The organism is Paenibacillus sp. FSL A5-0031 (genome assembly GCF_001956295.1).
GTDB lineage: Bacteria > Bacillota > Bacilli > Paenibacillales > Paenibacillaceae > Pristimantibacillus.
Genome location: NZ_MRTD01000017.1, coordinates 56,740 through 73,336, shown reverse-complemented (window position 1 = coordinate 73,336; position 16,597 = coordinate 56,740). Strand labels below are relative to the sequence as shown.

Sequence of the window (16,597 nt, the reverse complement as noted above, 5' to 3'; positions counted from 1 at the left end):
AGGCTGCCAGCTTAAAGCTGGCAGCCTTCGTTTATGTACTTCCGAACCTATCACCTAGCGATTAATAGTTTATTAAACTCTAGCAATGGGAGCGGCTTATGATAGTAATAGCCCTGCGCTTTGTCGCAGCCAAGCTGCTTTAGCTGTTCATATTGATCCAATGTTTCTACGCCCTCCGCAACCACCTGCTTCTGCAGGTCATGCCCCATCGACACAATCGTCTTCACGATGGATAAGCCGCCTTGATAGGCATCCATATCAGTAATAAAGGAGCGGTCAATTTTGATAATAGCAATCGGCAGCTGCCTTAGCACACTTAATGAGGAATAACCTGTACCAAAATCATCAATGGCAATATGTATACCTAAAGCAACAAGCTCATCGAGCATCTTTCTAGCTACATTTAAATTATTAACGACCATGCTCTCCGTAATCTCCAAGCATAACCGATCAGGCTCAAGGCCGCTGCTACGCAAAATCTCCTGAACCTTGTTTACGAAATCCGGCTGCATGAATTGTCTCGACGAAACGTTCACCGACAGCATAAAATCATTCCAGCCTTGCTCCTGCCACAGTTTACCCTGCTGACAAGCTTCCGCAATAACCCATTGTCCGATTTCATTAATTAATCCCGTTTGCTCCGCCAGCGTGATAAATTCTCCTGGGTGCACCATGCCAAGCTCAACCGATTGCCAGCGAATAAGCGCCTCCGCCCCTATCAGCTGTCCGCTTGCCAAATTAATCTGCGGCTGATAATGGAGAACAAATTCCTTGCGTTTAAGTGCTTTGCGAAGATGCTTCTCCAGCTTGACGTCTCGCTGTACTAGAGCAATCATCTCATTCGTATACAAACGATATTGATTGCCTCCGCTATGTTTCGCATTATACATGGCAATGTCTGCCCTCTTGATAAGCCCATCAGAGCTGTCATCATCAAATGGATGGACACTAATTCCAATGCTGCCGCCTAGGTAAAAATCTTGCCCTTGAAGCGTAATCGGCAGCTGAAAGGCTAGATGAATGTTTTCGGCAAGCGACACGATCTCATCATATTCTTCCGCTTCTTTAATTAAAATAATAAATTCATCTCCGCCCAGGCGGGCCAGCAAATGCCGATGGTCCACATTTTGACGCAGGCGCTGAGCAACGTCAATTAAAGCCTGATCACCAAACTGATGTCCAAGCGTATCGTTTATCAGCTTAAAGCGATCCAAATCGATAAGCATGACTCCGAGCAGCGCTTTTGATGATTTCACAGCTTTCAACGAAGCTTCCAGCTCTCGATTAAAATGATAGCGGTTAGGCAGCTTAGTCAATGTATCGTGATGTGCCAAAAAATGTATGAGACGCGATTCTTCCTGCTGCTGCGTAATATCCCGAATGACCATTAACAAAAACCAGTCCTTACCCTCAGCCATCATTTCCGTATCAGCCAAAATCGCACGTTTCTGGCCTTTTCGATTCACTATGGTCAGCTCACGGTTTCTCCATGCATCCTTCGGAAAGGAAGCAGCAAAGGCTTCCTCCATGTCTTTGCGTTCGTTCATAACGATGAATTCAGATAAAGAGCGATTTTCCAGCTCCTCTTCCTTCTCAAATCCAAGTATACGAAGCGCACCAGGATTTACTTCTTTCATGATCATATTTTTGTCGATCATAATGATGGCGGTTGGGGAAAAATGATAAAGCAGCTCATATTTTTTGGATGTAGAAGGCAAGAAATCATTTTTCATATAGACACGAAGTGAAATACTCCATATTATAGTTGTCAAAAAAATGACTGAATCTGAAATATAAACATAAGGCGAGAAAGCAGTATATACAATTAAGACCCCGATCGTCGCCAGCTGGTAAAATAGATTGGCTTTAAACAGCACCATAAATCGTTTCCGATCAACGCTGTTATTCGCTTTATAATGGGCTATTAGACAAATAGCTACATTAAGCAATGAATACATGACCAAAAAACCATAAATAACAGTCATAGCTGGAGCAACTTCGATTTGCTTCCAAAAACCTTCTACCCGAACCCCTTCAAGCAAATATTCTCTTCCTCTTATGGCTAGAAGCAGAAAATACATTATAAATGGTATAAACGCTATGCCTATGGTGCTCCATCGAGAAAGCCGATGATAACTGTTTGTTGCCGTAAGATGAAGCAAAACGCTCATGCTTACCGCGGCTATAGAAGCCGGGTAAACCATATAAGCAGAAATATTCAGTGCATACTCGGCAGATAACAGCTGCTCGAGGTATTGAAAAAAAATCATACTCGCCAGCAAACAAATGGTAAGGAAGGCAAGACGATTCTCAATATGCTTAGCGTTTCGTCTTATAATAACTAAAGCGGTGTCAATCATATACATGACGGGAAAGATAAAGAAGAGCAGAAGCATTATGGATTGATAGTCACTCATATGATGAAGCCACCTCGCTGAACATTATTCAAAAAATACAATTCACATTTTTATCCAAGCAATAGTACCATTATAAAACTTAAATATCGGCAGGACAACGAGAAAAAGACGGTTAAACAGAGAGCTTCCCTGTCTAACCGTCTTTCGTTTCATAAGAGCGCCATGGCTCACCGCGCGGGCTGCTCTTTGTTATTTCTATTTTCTGCCCTTAGCCGCGCTTCCACCTTTAAATACGGTACTGCCTTTAGTCATGTTAGCGCTTTTAGCATTAGGCGTATTTTTATCGTCCGTTTTACCTTTTTCACCTTCAGCGCCTTTAGCACCTTGGTTTTTGCCAAATACCTTTTTCGCTAACTTCTTTTTTTCCCCTGCTTGCCAGCGATTCCAGCCTTTTTTGTCCGTTCCTCTGCCGGTTCCGCCTTTACCCTTTGTACTACTCATATTATCACTCCATCATGTCTTCTATGCCGAGTTAAACCTCATAAAATGCAGCTAAAGCATCTATCAGAATCTTGTTCCTCGTTATCATTACTTATCAGTATACCATTAATCCTGCACTTGGATTCTTATGACGGCTTTTAAATTTTAAATTTCGTTATGCTCTTCGTTTGTTATTCTTAATAAACATGAACCTTATCGCTCATGATTTTCCGAAGAATATTTTTATGTCGCTCAGCTCTAAGGACCAAAGCCTTTAGCGCAGCTAACGCTTCACCAGCTTGTTCGAGGTAATACTCGTCGCCAAAAAGCGTGTATAATCTCATATAATCATTATATTCATCCAGCCATTCATTGAAGTAAGAAGAGATCATTCCCATCACTCCCTTAATTCGATTATAGAGCAAGAACATTAAGATTTTATGAAAAAAATAGGAGGAAAAACATAAAATCATTCTAGCTGTTTCTGTTCTTATCGTTTATAGTATATTTTAAAGTTTTCTGAATATTCCCAAAAATGTTTACACACCATTAACAAATGCTGCCCCAATCTATTTATCCTTCTCTATACTATTAAATAGGAAATAACAGAAAAGTTAAATAGAAACTTCAGTTATAATTGTTTCTTATTTTATGGCAGAAAAAACAGCTGCTTATTGACCAGAGAATGGAATCCTTTGTATTATGAATTTGCTGACAAATAGAAAGCGCTCACAGCTATCCCGCTTCAAGACATGTTTTATCTTATGAAGACTAGTATTTGAACTCATTGGAGGTCTAAAAAATGACATTAATCGATCAAAACGCAATTGTTCTATTTCAAGGCGACAGCATCACGGATGCTGGCCGCAACCGAAATGACTGGGCAAATCTAGGATCGGGTTATGCAAATCTTGTAACGTCTTTGTTTACGAGTAAATATCCTGAGAAACAAGCTACGTTTCTGAACCGCGGGATATCGGGTGACCGTGTCATTGATTTGGAGCGGAGATGGGAAGTGGATTGCCTTAATTTGAAACCAAGCCTGTTGTCTGTTTATGTGGGCATTAATGATACTTGGCGCCGCTATGACAATAATGATCCACTTAGCACGGAGGAATACTATACCACTTACCGCCGCTTGCTGAGCAGAGCAAAAGAGCAGTTGAACGCTAAGCTTGTTCTAGTCGAGCCATTCGTGCTTCCAGTAAATGATAGCCAGAAGCAATGGCGTGAAGATCTTGATCCAAAAATTCAAGCTGTCCGCGAACTCGCTGGAGAATTTAAAGCCATTTATGTTCCGCTTGATGGTTTGTTCGCACAGGCTGCAACGCAGACAGGACCGGCTTATTGGGCTCCCGACGGTGTTCACCCGTCTCCTGCAGGTGCCGCACTCATTGCTGAAGCATGGCTTCAAGCGGTCAAAGCATAAGCGATTTAGAAGGCTTCTGCTTAGTGGCAGCGATACTTATAAAGAAAGGAGTAGGCGCATACGCAGCCTACTCCTTTTTTTTACTAATTATTCATCAGCAGGATAACGAAGACCCCACTGCTTCCTGATCGTATCAAGCGTCTCCATGATTGCTAGCGTCTCATCCAGCGGAATGATTGAACTTTCGAGCCTTCCCTCACGGAGCGCATTCATCGCTTCCTCAGCTTCAAATGAATAACCCTCTGCTTCACGGTCGTCCTCGATCGACTCTGCAGCACCCTGTTTCGGGTGCAGATATGCTGATTTACCGAACAAGAAGTTTGGCACATGAATATGCCCCTTCGTTCCATAAATATAAGCATCATTAACCATTTCAAGCTGTACCGCTCCATTCAGCGATGCAGTACGTCCACCTTCATATTCAAACAACAATGAAAACTGCTCGTCTACTCCCGTCTCGCCAAGACGAGCACTGCTCATAATTTTGGATGGCGCCCCTCCGAAAATTAATGATGCGAAGGAAACGGGGTAAATACCAGCATCCAGCAGTGCCCCGCCGCCCAGCGCAGGATCAAGCAGACGGCTTTCCGGCGCCCAGCCGATATCAAAGCCAAAGTCAGCTTTAAGCATTCGCACTTCTCCGATTTTACCATCCGCAATCCATTCCATAACCTTAAGAATTGGCGGTAAAAACCGTGTCCACATCGCTTCCATAAGAAATACTCGTTTCTCTCTGGCTAATGTTATGATTTCTCTTGCTTCCGCAGCATTCATTGTGAATGGCTTCTCGCAAATGACAGCTTTGCCAGCACGCAATAAGGCGAGCACATTATCTTTATGGATGGGATGCAGCGTTCCTACATAAACAATATCGATCTCGGAATCTTGCGTCAGCTCTTCAATGCTGCCATAAGCGCGTGGAATATTATACTCTTTGGCAAAACGCTCTGCTTTCTCTAGGTTTCTGCCACCAACTGCGACTAGCTCTGCGCCCTCTGCAAATGCTAAATCTTTAACAAACTTTGAGGAAATCCAGCCTGGACCCAAGATGCCCCATTTCATTGTTTGTACCGACATATCCTTATTCACTCCTCTGAATAAAAAATGTACATTTGTTGTTAGCTCCCTATTATCGGTCGCTTCCACCGCACCATTTCAAAGCCTGTTTTATCGTTGCTTGATACTCTTCCATCTGCAGCACGGATAAGAGATGCCCTGGTGTAAGCACGCAAACTCTACCTTTACCTTGCTCCCTTATCCAGCCTGCTGGCTGCGTGCCATGCTCTGACTCCGAAGTCATCAACACTTGAATGCGATCGTCGATAACCTCCATAAAATAATGCTCGTCATGTACTGTAAAGTCCTGTGCATGCGCCTTGTCCCATGGCGTTTCGTCCTTATGAACGATCGTAACGGAACAAGCGGCCGGATGATGCTGGAATACCCCGCCTACAAGCTCAAAGAAAACAGGCTCATCACGATAGCCCACCGTTCCTGCATGCAACACCAGCAATCCTTTTCCTTGCTCGACATAGCTCTGGAATTGCAGCTGAATCTCCTCAGTGAGCCAAGGCGTTGTGTCTGTTGCCGACACTTGGTTCGACTTGGCAAGCACAACCACATCCTGCTGATCCATCCACGCGCGCGACCATTCTGATGCATGCTGGGTATAATCGAGCTGAAAACCTTGCTTGCCGAGCGGCTCCAAGCCTTCCTTGATCAGCTTGCCCGGGTGCCAATAATCGTCGCAAATAATGCCGATTTTCATCTCTATCATCCTCTCGCTTCTATATTAGCATTACTCCTATAGAAATTGTTTTAAATTGTTAAAACTAATAGCCAAGCTCTCAAACGGATCACGTCTGCATACATCCTGCTCGACTACATACCACTCTACTCCAATCTCTCTGCATGCTTCAATAATCGCTTTAAAATTCAAGTTACCTTCGCCAATTTCAGCGAACACTTGCTTATAGTCAACGATTTCCAAATCTTTGAGATGAACAACACCCATACGGCCTTTAACCTGATGAATCGCATCCACCGGGTTTACTCCGCCAACATGTACCCAATAGGTGTCGAGCTCGAATCCAACTGCAGCCGGGTCGCTTTCTTGCTGCAAAATATCCATTCCTGTTCTGCCTGCAAACTTCTGGTACTCAAACTGATGATTATGGTAAATAAACTGCAAGTCATGCTCCTTCAGCTTTCTTCCAATTTCTGTCGCTTGCTTCGCAAAGGTGGAATAGCCCTCCCCGTTAGTGCGGTATTCATCCGGAATAGAGCCTAACCCAACATACTTACAGTTCCACAGCTTATGCATTTGCACGGTATTGTCAAAGTCATTGACCATAGAATCAAGACTTACATGCGTTGCACAAATACGAAGCCCTTCGGCATCTGCTAATTGCTTCACTCTTTCTGGAGCAATAGGGCCTATTCCCGATACTTGAACCGCTTCATAACCGATTTCTCTTACCTTGCGCAGCGTCTGCTCCAAATCCGCTTCATTCTGGCAATAGTCACGCAACGTGTACAACTGTACTGCAATATTTGATAAGTTCATTTCTTCGCCGCCTTTATCATAGATTTGGGTTAGCTTACATGGTTATAGATTCATTGTAGCATTATTAATGAAAGCGCTACTTTACTGAGGTTAACCAAGCATACCCTGCCAATTGATTATAATTGACCAAAAGGACGCTTTTCTCTTACAGGTGTTGAAAAAAGCGCAACAGGAGCCCCGCACTTTCGTGCTTGGAAACCCCTATTGCGCTTAGCAATTTATCTATTCATTAACCTTCGATCAGCTTCTTGTAAGCATCCATTTGACGCTGCAATTCTGCAAGCACCTTGTCGTAGCCAGCTGTTTTCAGCTTGCTGCGGAATTGTTCTACGGCTTGAGCTGGATCCCCTGCTTTACCATACGTAATCGCAGGCCCCATCTCGCCCGACACCTGTGTAATCGCCGTTAATTCAGCTTCTACCGGCGTTTTATCAAATACAAATTGGCCGTAAGGGTAAGGTTTTTTGATTTTGTCATATTCCGCGTACAATGTTTCTTCGAGCTGATCCCAAGTTGTTACGCTCGGAATTTCGAATTTGTCGACACGTCCACCCCAGAAATCCGAATAGAAGGAATCCTTAGCCTCGTTGTAGGCTGCTGGCTGCTGGCGTTTGCCGTCTTTCACTTCGTATTGAACGCCTTCCAAACCGTAGTTGATCAAATGATAAATTTGCTCGTCATTGCGAATTAAATCATAAGCCATTAGAGCGCGCTCAGGGTTTTTGCTGTGCGCTCCAAGCGATGTTCCTCCGTGCGTGATGGAGAGCTCCGTCAAGTTATTGCCGCCTGTTCGAGCAAATGGGAACATTTGCAGCTCAGAACCTGGTTGATCCTTATCCATATTAACGCGCAGCCCGCCAAACGTTTGTGTATGATGCTGATCTAGTCCCGACAATCCAGCGCGCAGTGCGGAGCGGTTGTCGTTTTTGTTGTTCAGCACATCCTCGCGCCAGTAACCTTTATCTGCCCATTCCTTCATTAACGTTGCGAAATTAAGGAATGTGTCTTCGAATACAGGGCTGACTACCGTATATTTCTCTTCAAATGATTTGGTCGTGTACACTGGCAAATATCCAGTTGAAATTGGTAGCTCTAATTGGTCCGTGTAGGACGCAGCATACCCGCCAAATGTGCTTGTTGCTGCAACAGCATCCCAAGGAATAACGCCTTCTTTGTTATCTTTAATATATTGCAGGTATTTGCCAATGCCTTCCCAATCTTTAATTGGATCCGTTATGCCCGCTTCCTTCGCCCAATCTCCACGATAGAAGAAGCCATGGTTAACCCACTGTGTGTAATCATTTTCTGGAATCAAAACGATATTTCCTTTATATTTGCTCTCCGACCAGTCCTCTTCAGGAATTGAATTCCAGGTTTGCGGCGCATATTGCGGCAATAAATCATTCAAATTCATAAACGCACCACGCTGTGCATTGCCCCATGTATCAAGCCAGTCCGTACCAATCGTAATCAAATCCACCGCTTCGCCGGATGCCAGCAGCAGATTGTATTTCGTCTGCCAATCTGCCCACTCGACCCATTTCCACTCCAGCTCGGCGTTGATTTTTTCCTTCATCAGTTTATTAACCTCAGTCAGTACCTTCTCGAACTGACCGTTTTTCGGCTTATCGCCAAGTACGACATAGCTGATTTTTACGAATTTGGACGTATCAGCTGCTTTATTGCCATCTTCCGTGTTCGTGCTCCCCTTATTGCCGCTTTCCGTGTTTGTACTCCCTTTATTGCCGTTTTCCTTTTTATCTCCGTTGCTGCCGGAACAGGCCGCAAGGCTGATGATCATCATTACAGCGATTAGCAGAGCGGAAATCTTCTTGACGTTCGACATCTCACTTCTCCCCTTTGTTTTCATGATTCGGGCTTCGCCCTTTATGTGAAGAGACCTTTGCAGGCCTGCGGCACATCAGCCTTTTACAGCACCTACTGTAATTCCCTTAATGAAATACCGTTGCACGAATGGGTAGAACAAAATGACAGGACCCGTCGCAACCACCGCGGTAGCCATCTTCATCGATTCCAGCGGCATATCACGAAGCTGCACATTTGATGCAGCGGACGAATTGCGGATAAAGTCAGCGCTGGTTACGACATTGTACAAAAACAGCTGAAGCGGCCTGTACTTCATATCCGCCGAAAGGAACAGCATCGAGTTGTACCACTCATTCCAGTAGCCAAGGGCGATAAACAGCCCGATGGTTGCTAACGCCGGCGTAGTCATCGGCAAAATCAGCTTTAGAAAAATGGTAAAGTCGCCTGCTCCATCGATCTTCGCTGATTCGGTAATGGCATGCGGGATTGAACGAACAAAGCTTTTCATCATGATGATGAGAAATGGACTGAGCAGTCCCGGAAGAAGAATAGCAAGATAATTGTCCTTCAGCGTCAAATATTGCGTCATCAGCAAGTAAAAGGGCACAAGGCCGCCGGAGAACAGCGTCGTGAAATAAATGAAAAACGAAATGCCATTTCGATAGCCGAAGTCAGGGCGCTGAAGCGCATAACCCGTCATCGCCACGAGAAAGAGACCAAAGACCGTTCCAACAATGGTGATTCCCATCGTGACAAGGTAAGAGCCAATAATGAGATCGGGGTTTTCGAACACGATTTTGTAGGCAAAGGTGCTAAAATCGCGCGGCCACAAGTTGAAGCCGTACTTTTTAATCGTGCCTTCTGCTGTCAGTGAGGTGCCAAGCACGAGCAAGAAGGGCAACAAACAGCATATCGAAAAACATGTAATGAAAAGATAACCAAAACCTTTGACGATGATGCCACTTATGTCTGTCCGAATGCTGCGTGATTCATCCCTATTTTCCATATGTGACACCTCCTAAAATAACGAGTTTTCAGGCGAAGCCTTCTTCACAAGCCAGTTGGCTGTTAAGACGACTACAAAACCGAACAAGGATTGATATAAGCTTACTGCGCTGCCAAGTGAGAAGTTGAAGTTTGTCATCAGGGCACGGAATACGTAAGTCTCGATAATATCCGTTGTTGGATATAGGGCTGTGTTGTTTGCGCCTACTAAGTTGAAAAACAAACCGAAGTTGCCTTTAAGAATGCCGCCGAGCGAGAACAGCATCAAGATGATGAAGGTTGGCTTTAACCAAGGAAGCACGATGTAAATAATGCGTTGGAAGGCGTTGGCGCCGTCAATCTCGGATGCCTCGATAATTTCATTGTCCAGCCCCATGATGGCTGCAAAATAAATAATCGAGCCGTATCCAGTGGACTGCCATAGGTAGGTGAGTACGATGATAAACGGCCATATTTTCGGATCAGAATAGGTTTTGACAGGCTCCATGCCTAACGATTCCAGCAAGCTGTTCAATAAGCCGTAGTCATAGCTCAAGATGTTGTAGGCGATAAGCCCGATTAGAACGGCAGATATAAAGTGAGGTAAAAACATAAGCGTTTGCGTGATCTTCTTGAACCATTTGCGCCGAATCTCATTCAGTAGAATAGCTACAAAAATTTGCATGACATTTCCCAGCACGATAAATACCAAATTGTAAGCTACCGTATTAAATGAGAGCCGCCATAGATCACCATTCATGACGAGAAAGCGAAAGTTGTCAAATGCAACAAACGGGCTTTTGAAGATGCCATCGGAGTAATTGTAGTTAATAAAAGCTAGATACAAGCCGGGCATCGGCAAGTAAGCGAATATAAGAAAGAAAGCGATGGCCGGCAAACACATGATTAATAACGTTTTGTTGTTCCAAAATCGTCTAAGCTTGCCGCTGCTCATTCGCTTCTGCTTCCTTTGGGGAGCCCGCTCGACTATGGTCGTTTCCATCCTTCTTCCCCCTTGTCGTCATTGCTAGACGGATATGAATTGAATTGATTCCAAACGCCCTTGCTTCTCTTGATCAACCGCTTCCAGCAGTATCGTTAAGCTTCCTTCTCCTCCCTCATACCAAGCTCCCGGCAAGTAAAAGGAATCCGGGCTTCCGCCTGACATGACAGGCCTGCTCGCTTGGCTTGGCAGCCATAGTCGTCCAACGATCCTTCCTTCCAGAAACACTGTCATTTTAAGGCTAGTGCCGGAAACCTTCGCTCTCCAGCCTTTGCCTGCTTCCGAATTCACGGTAGTCGCATACAGCCATGCCGTTTCTCCTGGCTCCAATGAGATGGGGAATTCGGTTGTTCCGCTTTGCGACCGCAAGCTTTCCGCATGCTCCAGAAGCTCTTCCTCCTCTGCCGCATAAACTGCAAAGTTGTCCGCCTCTTGGCCTTCATACAAGTAAACCTGCCCAGATGGTAAACCGAGCACTCTCTCAACGAATATAGTAAGCTCTACGAATTGCCCTGCCGTCACATGCTCAGAGATATTAAAGTATGGATCAAACGGATGTACCTCGCCTATTTCCTTTCCGTTTACAAAGAGCCGAGCAAGCGATTGAATGCCTTGGAAATGCAGCGTCCACGAGTCCGCCGATTCCGATGCACGGAATGTTTTTCGGTAATATTCGAAAGCCGGATGATCAGGAGACATCCAGCCGCCAAAGTTAACGATCGGCCACATGCTGCAATCGGGCGACTCGATCAGCTCCTTGCGCAAAATCCGATCTGCAGCCCGGTAAACACTCCAGTTACGGCTAAGGTCTCTAACCTCTTTAATGGCTGACAGTCCTTTAATCCCTTTCATCGCATGCAATCGAAGCCCGGGAAGCCTAGCATCGTCAAAGTTCGAATGACCCCATATCTCCACTCTGGCAAGCAGCTTTCCTTCTTGTAGGCCATTGCTTAAATGAAGATAAGAACTGCCTCCGCCAGCCACTGCCGTTCCTGCGTATTCTCCTCCCGCATACAGCGACACAACATCACTGCCTGAGCGAATGAGAATACCTTTTACCGCTTTGTCTTCAGGCAGTCGAACCGTCGCTTCATACCAAGCATACCCTCGGTAAATTTCATGCTGTTCTAAGTAATCTGCTTTTCTTGAAGCGGATGGGCCTCTCTTATCCTTTTTATTCATAGGTGATGCCGCATCAAAATGATTTAGGCGCCACTCAGCAGCTGCCATTTCAGTGCGATCCGAGTAATGGAGCGGCTTGCCATGGTTAATGGTGTCATCAGCATCGTTTACCCTTTTAGAATAAAGCGCTTTCATTCTGTCGGTAATAAATAGCTTCAACGTATGCCCATCCGAGGTAATAATCGAACAGACGCTATCTTCTTTACCTTCAAAGGCGATTCTAACCTTGCCTCCCTCTATCGTTTCCACAGTTGCATTCAGAGTTTTCATATCCACCGGCGCTGCATCTAGCAGCAATACAATTTCGCCATAACCTTCTGTATGAAATGCAAGACTTGCACCTGTATCATTTGTTTTTGCCATATATAGCTCCGCTGTCGAGCTCTCTAGTAATCCTTCGGCACCCCAATGCTGTAGAGGAACTTGTGAAGGCAGCGCCAGTGACCTGCCCGATTTGAGCTTAAAGCTGCTCGCAGCTTTTGTATTCGTATCATTCTCCATCACGATGGCTAGTTCTTTATCTTGATCATCTAAATTCGTAACAAATAGGAGATTTCCGCCGCCCTTTAACTGCAGGGCATATGGGCCAACGACTCTATCGCTTTGTCCAATCAGCTTCCAATCCGTGCTTAAGCCTTGGCTTGCAGCCTCAGCGAGCGGAGTACCGTAAGCTGCAATCATCCGTCCAAGCAGCCTGCCCTCATACGCTTCCTCGCGAATATGCCCTTCTGGAGAAATCATGCCGCCAAAATCATAATCAGACGTCATAAACGCTAACGGCTTGCCCCAGTTGTTCGTCGCATTCGTGAAGCCAAAATCCGTTCCCGATACCTGCAAATACGGACCGAGCAGCTTGGCGCCGCAGGAGAGCAATCTACGTAGGAGGTAATGTGCCCGGTTCGTCTCCGTTACGAGCAGCGGATAACCTAATTTAGCTAAGGTTCCACTGTAGTGAAGCACCTTGTCTTCAAATTCGGCCTCTCGATTATCCGGATAGAAATTACAGGTCGGCACCACATCCTCTGCGAGTCCCGATGCTTGCAGCAAGCCGCCCTGACCGGCACAAGCGAACAGCGGCACGGTTATTCCGTGATTAAGCACCATATCGCGCAGTGCACTAATATATCCTTTGGGGTCATGACAATCATAGAAATCGAGCTCATTATCCAGTTGAACACCGATTACTGTTCCGCCCTCACCTGCTTGGTTCTGCTTTAGCAAAGGCAGGATGTGATCAAACCATTTGGAAACATGGACAAGGAACTCAGCATCGTTATCGCGAAGCTTCAGTCCCTTCGTAAGCAGATAAGCCGGAAGCGCTCCGCCATCCCACTCCGAGCAAATGTAGGGGCCAGGTCTTGCGACGACGTATAGCCCTACTTCGGCAGCCGTTGTCAGGAATGCGGCAATGTCACGCTCTCCGCTGAAATCCCATTCTCCTTCAGCTGTTTCATGATAGTTCCATGGAAAATACACATCGATGCTGTTATACCCAAATGCCTTCAACTGCTCCATCCTCTCCTTCCAAAGCGCGCTTGGAATACGGAAGTAAAACAGCGAAGCACATAGCAAAATATGAGGGGTTTCCTGAATCTTCACGGCATCCGCATCAAATCGCACGGCTGCTTTCGCTCCAATGTCCATGACCATGTCAAAACCTCCAACGAATTAGGCTAAAAACCCGAAATGTGTAACCCGTTTCATGTAACCCGTTACATTTTTAGATAAAAATAAATACACGTCATGACCGGGATAAACAGAACGCAATTCTGTACGGTTCGCTGATGTGTATTTATGTGCTAGCTTCTGGAAAGAAGCGATCTCGCTGTAAATGTAACGGGTTACATTATTGTAGGTGACACCTTGTTATCATTTCACATTTTGATTGTATTCAACATTGTAAGCGTTGTCAATAATTATTTAAAACGCAATTTTAAGCATTATTTTGCTTTGAAGGTGCAGCTGTAGACTCTCTGACAACGAGCTCCGGCCTTAATTTGGTGCTCTTATTAACTTTATTTTTCGTAATCATTTGGTGGAGCAGTTCCGCTGCGTTCCGGCCTACCTCATAACATTTTAGAGAAATCGTCGTTAATTCTGGAATGCTGTTCGAGGCATAAGGAATATCGTCAAACCCAATCAGCGATAGGTCCTGCGGCACGCGAAGCCCAGCTTTGTGAGCAACTTTCATAACGCCGATAGCCACTAAATCGTTCGCGCAAAATATAGCGGTTGGACGCTCGGGCAGCTCCAGCAGTTGATGCATTAGCTTCTTACCCGCTTCAACGGAAAAACCGCCATCGCGTATCCATTCCTTGCGAGTCTGGACTCCGTTTTTCTCCATCGTTTTCACAAAACCGCGAGTACGCTGAATCGTATTGGACATGTTTTTGTATCCGCCAACAAATGCAATATCCGTATGCCCTAAGTCAATCAAATGCTGTGTAGCAAGCTCTGCACCCTCCAGCTCATCGGCATATACACGAGTCATCCCTTCACCGGGGAGATTGCCGTTAATGAGCAGCAGCGGCACGCGTTTACTAGCTTCAACCACTTCGCTTACAAGATCTTTACTTGGCTTAGCAAGGTTAATTCGCCCGCCTATCATCACAATGCCGTCTACTTGCTTCTCCATCAGAATACTCAAATATTGCGACTCTCGCACATATTGCTCTGCTGAATCTCCGTTCGTTGATACCGTATCGCATAGAAAAAAAGTGTAGCCTTTGCTTCGCGCTTCTTGATCCAAACCTGACAAAACCTCTGGAAAAAAGGGGTTCGTAATATCTGGCAAAATAACGCCTATCATTCCCGTTTCCTTCTTAAACAGGCTTCTTGCAATGGCATTCGGCTGAAACTGATGTTTCGCAATTAATTCCATAACTCGCTCTCTGGTTGACTTTTTTACCGGAGCCGTATTATTAATGACGCGCGACACAGTGGCTACTGAGACGTTCGCTTCCCTAGCAATATCATATACAGTAACCGGCTTGATAGCAGCTCACTCCTCAGTCCAAAGTTCTATTCTTCAGTAGAATAACAGACTTTTGTTTAAATAGAAACGAACATTTCCTATTATTTACAACAAAAGCCAAGAGGAACTAGAGCGCTTTCCCCTAGACTCCGCCTGGCTTGTGCTGTCTATTTATTCACTTTTCTCCGAGTTAAGCTCGGTAAGCTGTCTTCGTTTTCCCCATCTCATGTCTCCGCTTTATCCATACGCTCACGCCGGCTGCTGCCATAATCATCCCCGTGGCGACAAAGATCCAGTGGATGCCTAAGGCTAGGCCTAACAAACCTCCGATGAGTGGACCAAGCATCGCACCGAACTGATTCGCACTTGTCGTTAACCCAAATGATCTGCCTCTAAACTGCTCATCTGTGCTTTGGACAACCAGCGTATTGACGATAGGCGCTATGCCAGCCATAAACAAACCGAATATGAATTGCACGATAGCGAATAGCCATAATTGTTGGACAAAAAACTGCATGCTAATGATTGATCCCGCGCAGAGCAGGCATACGACGAGAATCCGGTAGAAGCCCTTCTTCTCACCAAGCCTTCCCCAAACTGGCGATGCCAAAATGCCTGCTATTCCGATAAGCGAGAGCACAAAACCAGCTGACAGCTCCGCTCCTTGCAGCCCCCCTTGCAGCTTGGCAATATGAAGGGTAATGAGCGGCTGTATCATATTAATCGATAGCTGAACGATAACGAGCAGCAGCAGCATACTCATGAGTGCACGATTGCGAAAAGCCATCCGATAAGTGATTGGCTTTTCTTTTTTCTTTCCGGCCGCTGCCCCTTCAGATGTGTCCGCTTTTCCTTCCCTCACCCATACAATAACCGCTACTGTTGCAGCTAAAATAATAAACGCAGCAACAACAAAGGATCTGCGAAGTCCAAATGCTTCAGCCAGCAGCCCGCCGAATAATGGTCCGAGAATACCGCCAGTCATCGTACCCGCTTGCATCATGCCAAGGCTCCAGCCAAGCTTCTCCTTCGGTGCAACTGATGCTACGATCGACATGGATGCTGGAACAAATCCACCCACAAAGCCATGCAGCATTCTCACGCCGACGAGTTGCCATGGCGTTTGCACAAAAGCGATCAGCGCATAAATAATAGCTAAGCTGAGTCCTGCTCGGATGACCATTTTTCGCTTCCCATACTTGTCTGCAAGCATCCCCCATAAGGGAGCCATCACTGCTCCGACGAGGAAAGCTGAGGAATGCACAATTCCAGCCCATAGGTTGACGGAGCTTTCCGGCACCCCCAAATCGAACAGAAATAGCGGCAGGAACGGTACGGACATCGTATAGCTTGAGCTGCAAAAAAGAACGCCGAACCATAAAATCCACATGGTACGCTTCCATGGTTCCATACTCGGCAACCTCCAGTCTGCCTTGCTTTGCAATTTCCGTGTCATTTACACTATTAACCACTATACGCCTCCTTTACCATTTGTTCAAAAACCACTATAAGGTGCAAAAACAAGAAAACCCGAGACAAACCACGTCAAATGATGGTTAACGAGGTTATTTGCGCTTAGAGGGGCAGTCTGGAAAATGGCATCTTTCTATGCGTGCTTACTGCTCCATTTCCACCTCGAAAAAACGCTGCCGCAACTCTGTAAGCGCATATTTGTGCTTATAGGCAACAAACCTAGCCTTTTCTCTCCCTGTAAGAACCTATGCGAGCTTACAGCTCCATTTCCCACCTCAAGCAGACGTAGAAATTCGCTCGCCTACCAATTATTTAAGCAAAC

At 45.6% G+C, this 16,597-nt stretch carries 12 protein-coding genes and 1 pseudogene; 1 reads left to right on the top strand and 12 read right to left on the bottom strand.

Annotation, left to right across the window (positions count from 1 at the left end):
* Positions 1–50: 50 nt before the first annotated feature.
* The 3 genes and pseudogenes from BK120_RS25720 to BK120_RS25710 form a co-directional block, all read right to left on the bottom strand.
* Positions 51–2,417 (bottom strand): EAL domain-containing protein, encoded by a 2,367-nt coding sequence (locus tag BK120_RS25720; RefSeq protein ID WP_076270363.1) that lies wholly within the window; start codon positions 2,415–2,417, stop codon positions 51–53.
* A gap of 365 nt (positions 2,418–2,782) precedes the next feature.
* A pseudogene (locus BK120_RS36480) lies at positions 2,783–2,858 on the bottom strand (DUF3934 family protein); the annotation flags it as partial.
* Positions 2,859–3,034: 176 nt separating this feature from the next.
* Positions 3,035–3,229 carry a hypothetical protein gene (locus BK120_RS25710; RefSeq protein WP_076270361.1) on the bottom strand — a complete coding sequence of 65 codons (195 nt, stop codon included), beginning with the start codon at positions 3,227–3,229 and terminating at the stop codon, positions 3,035–3,037.
* 410 nt (positions 3,230–3,639) lie between these two features.
* Between BK120_RS25710 and BK120_RS25705 the strand changes: the two genes are divergently transcribed.
* Entirely contained in the window at positions 3,640–4,266 is a 627-nt protein-coding gene (locus BK120_RS25705) for an SGNH/GDSL hydrolase family protein (protein WP_076270360.1), read from the top strand.
* 87 nt (positions 4,267–4,353) lie between these two features.
* Here BK120_RS25705 and BK120_RS25700 read toward each other — a convergent pair whose 3' ends face one another.
* The 9 genes from BK120_RS25700 to BK120_RS25660 form a co-directional block, all read right to left on the bottom strand.
* Positions 4,354–5,343, bottom strand: coding sequence for a Gfo/Idh/MocA family protein (locus tag BK120_RS25700; protein ID WP_076270359.1), 990 nt, complete (start codon positions 5,341–5,343; stop codon positions 4,354–4,356).
* Positions 5,344–5,395: 52 nt separating this feature from the next.
* Positions 5,396–6,034 carry a ThuA domain-containing protein gene (locus tag BK120_RS25695; protein ID WP_076270358.1) on the bottom strand — a complete coding sequence of 213 codons (639 nt, stop codon included), beginning with the start codon at positions 6,032–6,034 and terminating at the stop codon, positions 5,396–5,398.
* 36 nt (positions 6,035–6,070) lie between these two features.
* Positions 6,071–6,832 (bottom strand): sugar phosphate isomerase/epimerase family protein, encoded by a 762-nt coding sequence (locus tag BK120_RS25690; protein WP_076270357.1) that lies wholly within the window; start codon positions 6,830–6,832, stop codon positions 6,071–6,073.
* Positions 6,833–7,061: 229 nt separating this feature from the next.
* Positions 7,062–8,678, bottom strand: coding sequence for an ABC transporter substrate-binding protein (locus BK120_RS25685; RefSeq protein WP_076270356.1), 1,617 nt, complete (start codon positions 8,676–8,678; stop codon positions 7,062–7,064).
* A 75-nt stretch (positions 8,679–8,753) separates the two neighbouring features.
* Positions 8,754–9,665: a carbohydrate ABC transporter permease gene (locus tag BK120_RS25680; protein WP_076270355.1), complete on the bottom strand. Its 912-nt coding sequence runs from the start codon at positions 9,663–9,665 to the stop codon at positions 8,754–8,756.
* Positions 9,666–9,677: 12 nt separating this feature from the next.
* Positions 9,678–10,598 (bottom strand): ABC transporter permease, encoded by a 921-nt coding sequence (locus BK120_RS25675; protein ID WP_076270425.1) that lies wholly within the window; start codon positions 10,596–10,598, stop codon positions 9,678–9,680.
* A 72-nt stretch (positions 10,599–10,670) separates the two neighbouring features.
* Positions 10,671–13,478: a beta-galactosidase gene (locus tag BK120_RS25670; RefSeq protein WP_076270354.1), complete on the bottom strand. Its 2,808-nt coding sequence runs from the start codon at positions 13,476–13,478 to the stop codon at positions 10,671–10,673.
* Positions 13,479–13,761: 283 nt separating this feature from the next.
* Complete coding sequence (locus tag BK120_RS25665) at positions 13,762–14,823, bottom strand: LacI family DNA-binding transcriptional regulator (RefSeq protein WP_076270353.1); 1,062 nt, start codon at positions 14,821–14,823, stop codon at positions 13,762–13,764.
* Between the two features lie 169 nt (positions 14,824–14,992).
* Entirely contained in the window at positions 14,993–16,213 is a 1,221-nt protein-coding gene (locus tag BK120_RS25660; RefSeq protein WP_076270352.1) for an MFS transporter, read from the bottom strand.
* Between the last annotated feature and the right edge of the window lie 384 nt (positions 16,214–16,597).

What these genes read in the sequence shown, in the direction of transcription:
- BK120_RS25675 (WP_076270425.1), bottom strand. Translation starts at nt 10,598, where the DNA reads ATGAGCAGCGGCAAGCTTAGACGATTTTGGAACAACAAAACGTTATTA.
- BK120_RS25670 (WP_076270354.1), bottom strand. Translation starts at nt 13,478, where the DNA reads ATGGTCATGGACATTGGAGCGAAAGCAGCCGTGCGATTTGATGCGGAT.
- BK120_RS25705 (WP_076270360.1), top strand. Translation starts at nt 3,640, where the DNA reads ATGACATTAATCGATCAAAACGCAATTGTTCTATTTCAAGGCGACAGC.
- BK120_RS25720 (WP_076270363.1), bottom strand. Translation starts at nt 2,417, where the DNA reads ATGAGTGACTATCAATCCATAATGCTTCTGCTCTTCTTTATCTTTCCC.
- BK120_RS25685 (WP_076270356.1), bottom strand. Translation starts at nt 8,678, where the DNA reads ATGTCGAACGTCAAGAAGATTTCCGCTCTGCTAATCGCTGTAATGATG.
- BK120_RS25690 (WP_076270357.1), bottom strand. Translation starts at nt 6,832, where the DNA reads ATGAACTTATCAAATATTGCAGTACAGTTGTACACGTTGCGTGACTAT.
- BK120_RS25680 (WP_076270355.1), bottom strand. Translation starts at nt 9,665, where the DNA reads ATGGAAAATAGGGATGAATCACGCAGCATTCGGACAGACATAAGTGGC.
- BK120_RS25700 (WP_076270359.1), bottom strand. Translation starts at nt 5,343, where the DNA reads ATGTCGGTACAAACAATGAAATGGGGCATCTTGGGTCCAGGCTGGATT.
- BK120_RS25660 (WP_076270352.1), bottom strand. Translation starts at nt 16,213, where the DNA reads ATGGAACCATGGAAGCGTACCATGTGGATTTTATGGTTCGGCGTTCTT.
- BK120_RS25710 (WP_076270361.1), bottom strand. Translation starts at nt 3,229, where the DNA reads ATGATCTCTTCTTACTTCAATGAATGGCTGGATGAATATAATGATTAT.
- BK120_RS25695 (WP_076270358.1), bottom strand. Translation starts at nt 6,034, where the DNA reads ATGAAAATCGGCATTATTTGCGACGATTATTGGCACCCGGGCAAGCTG.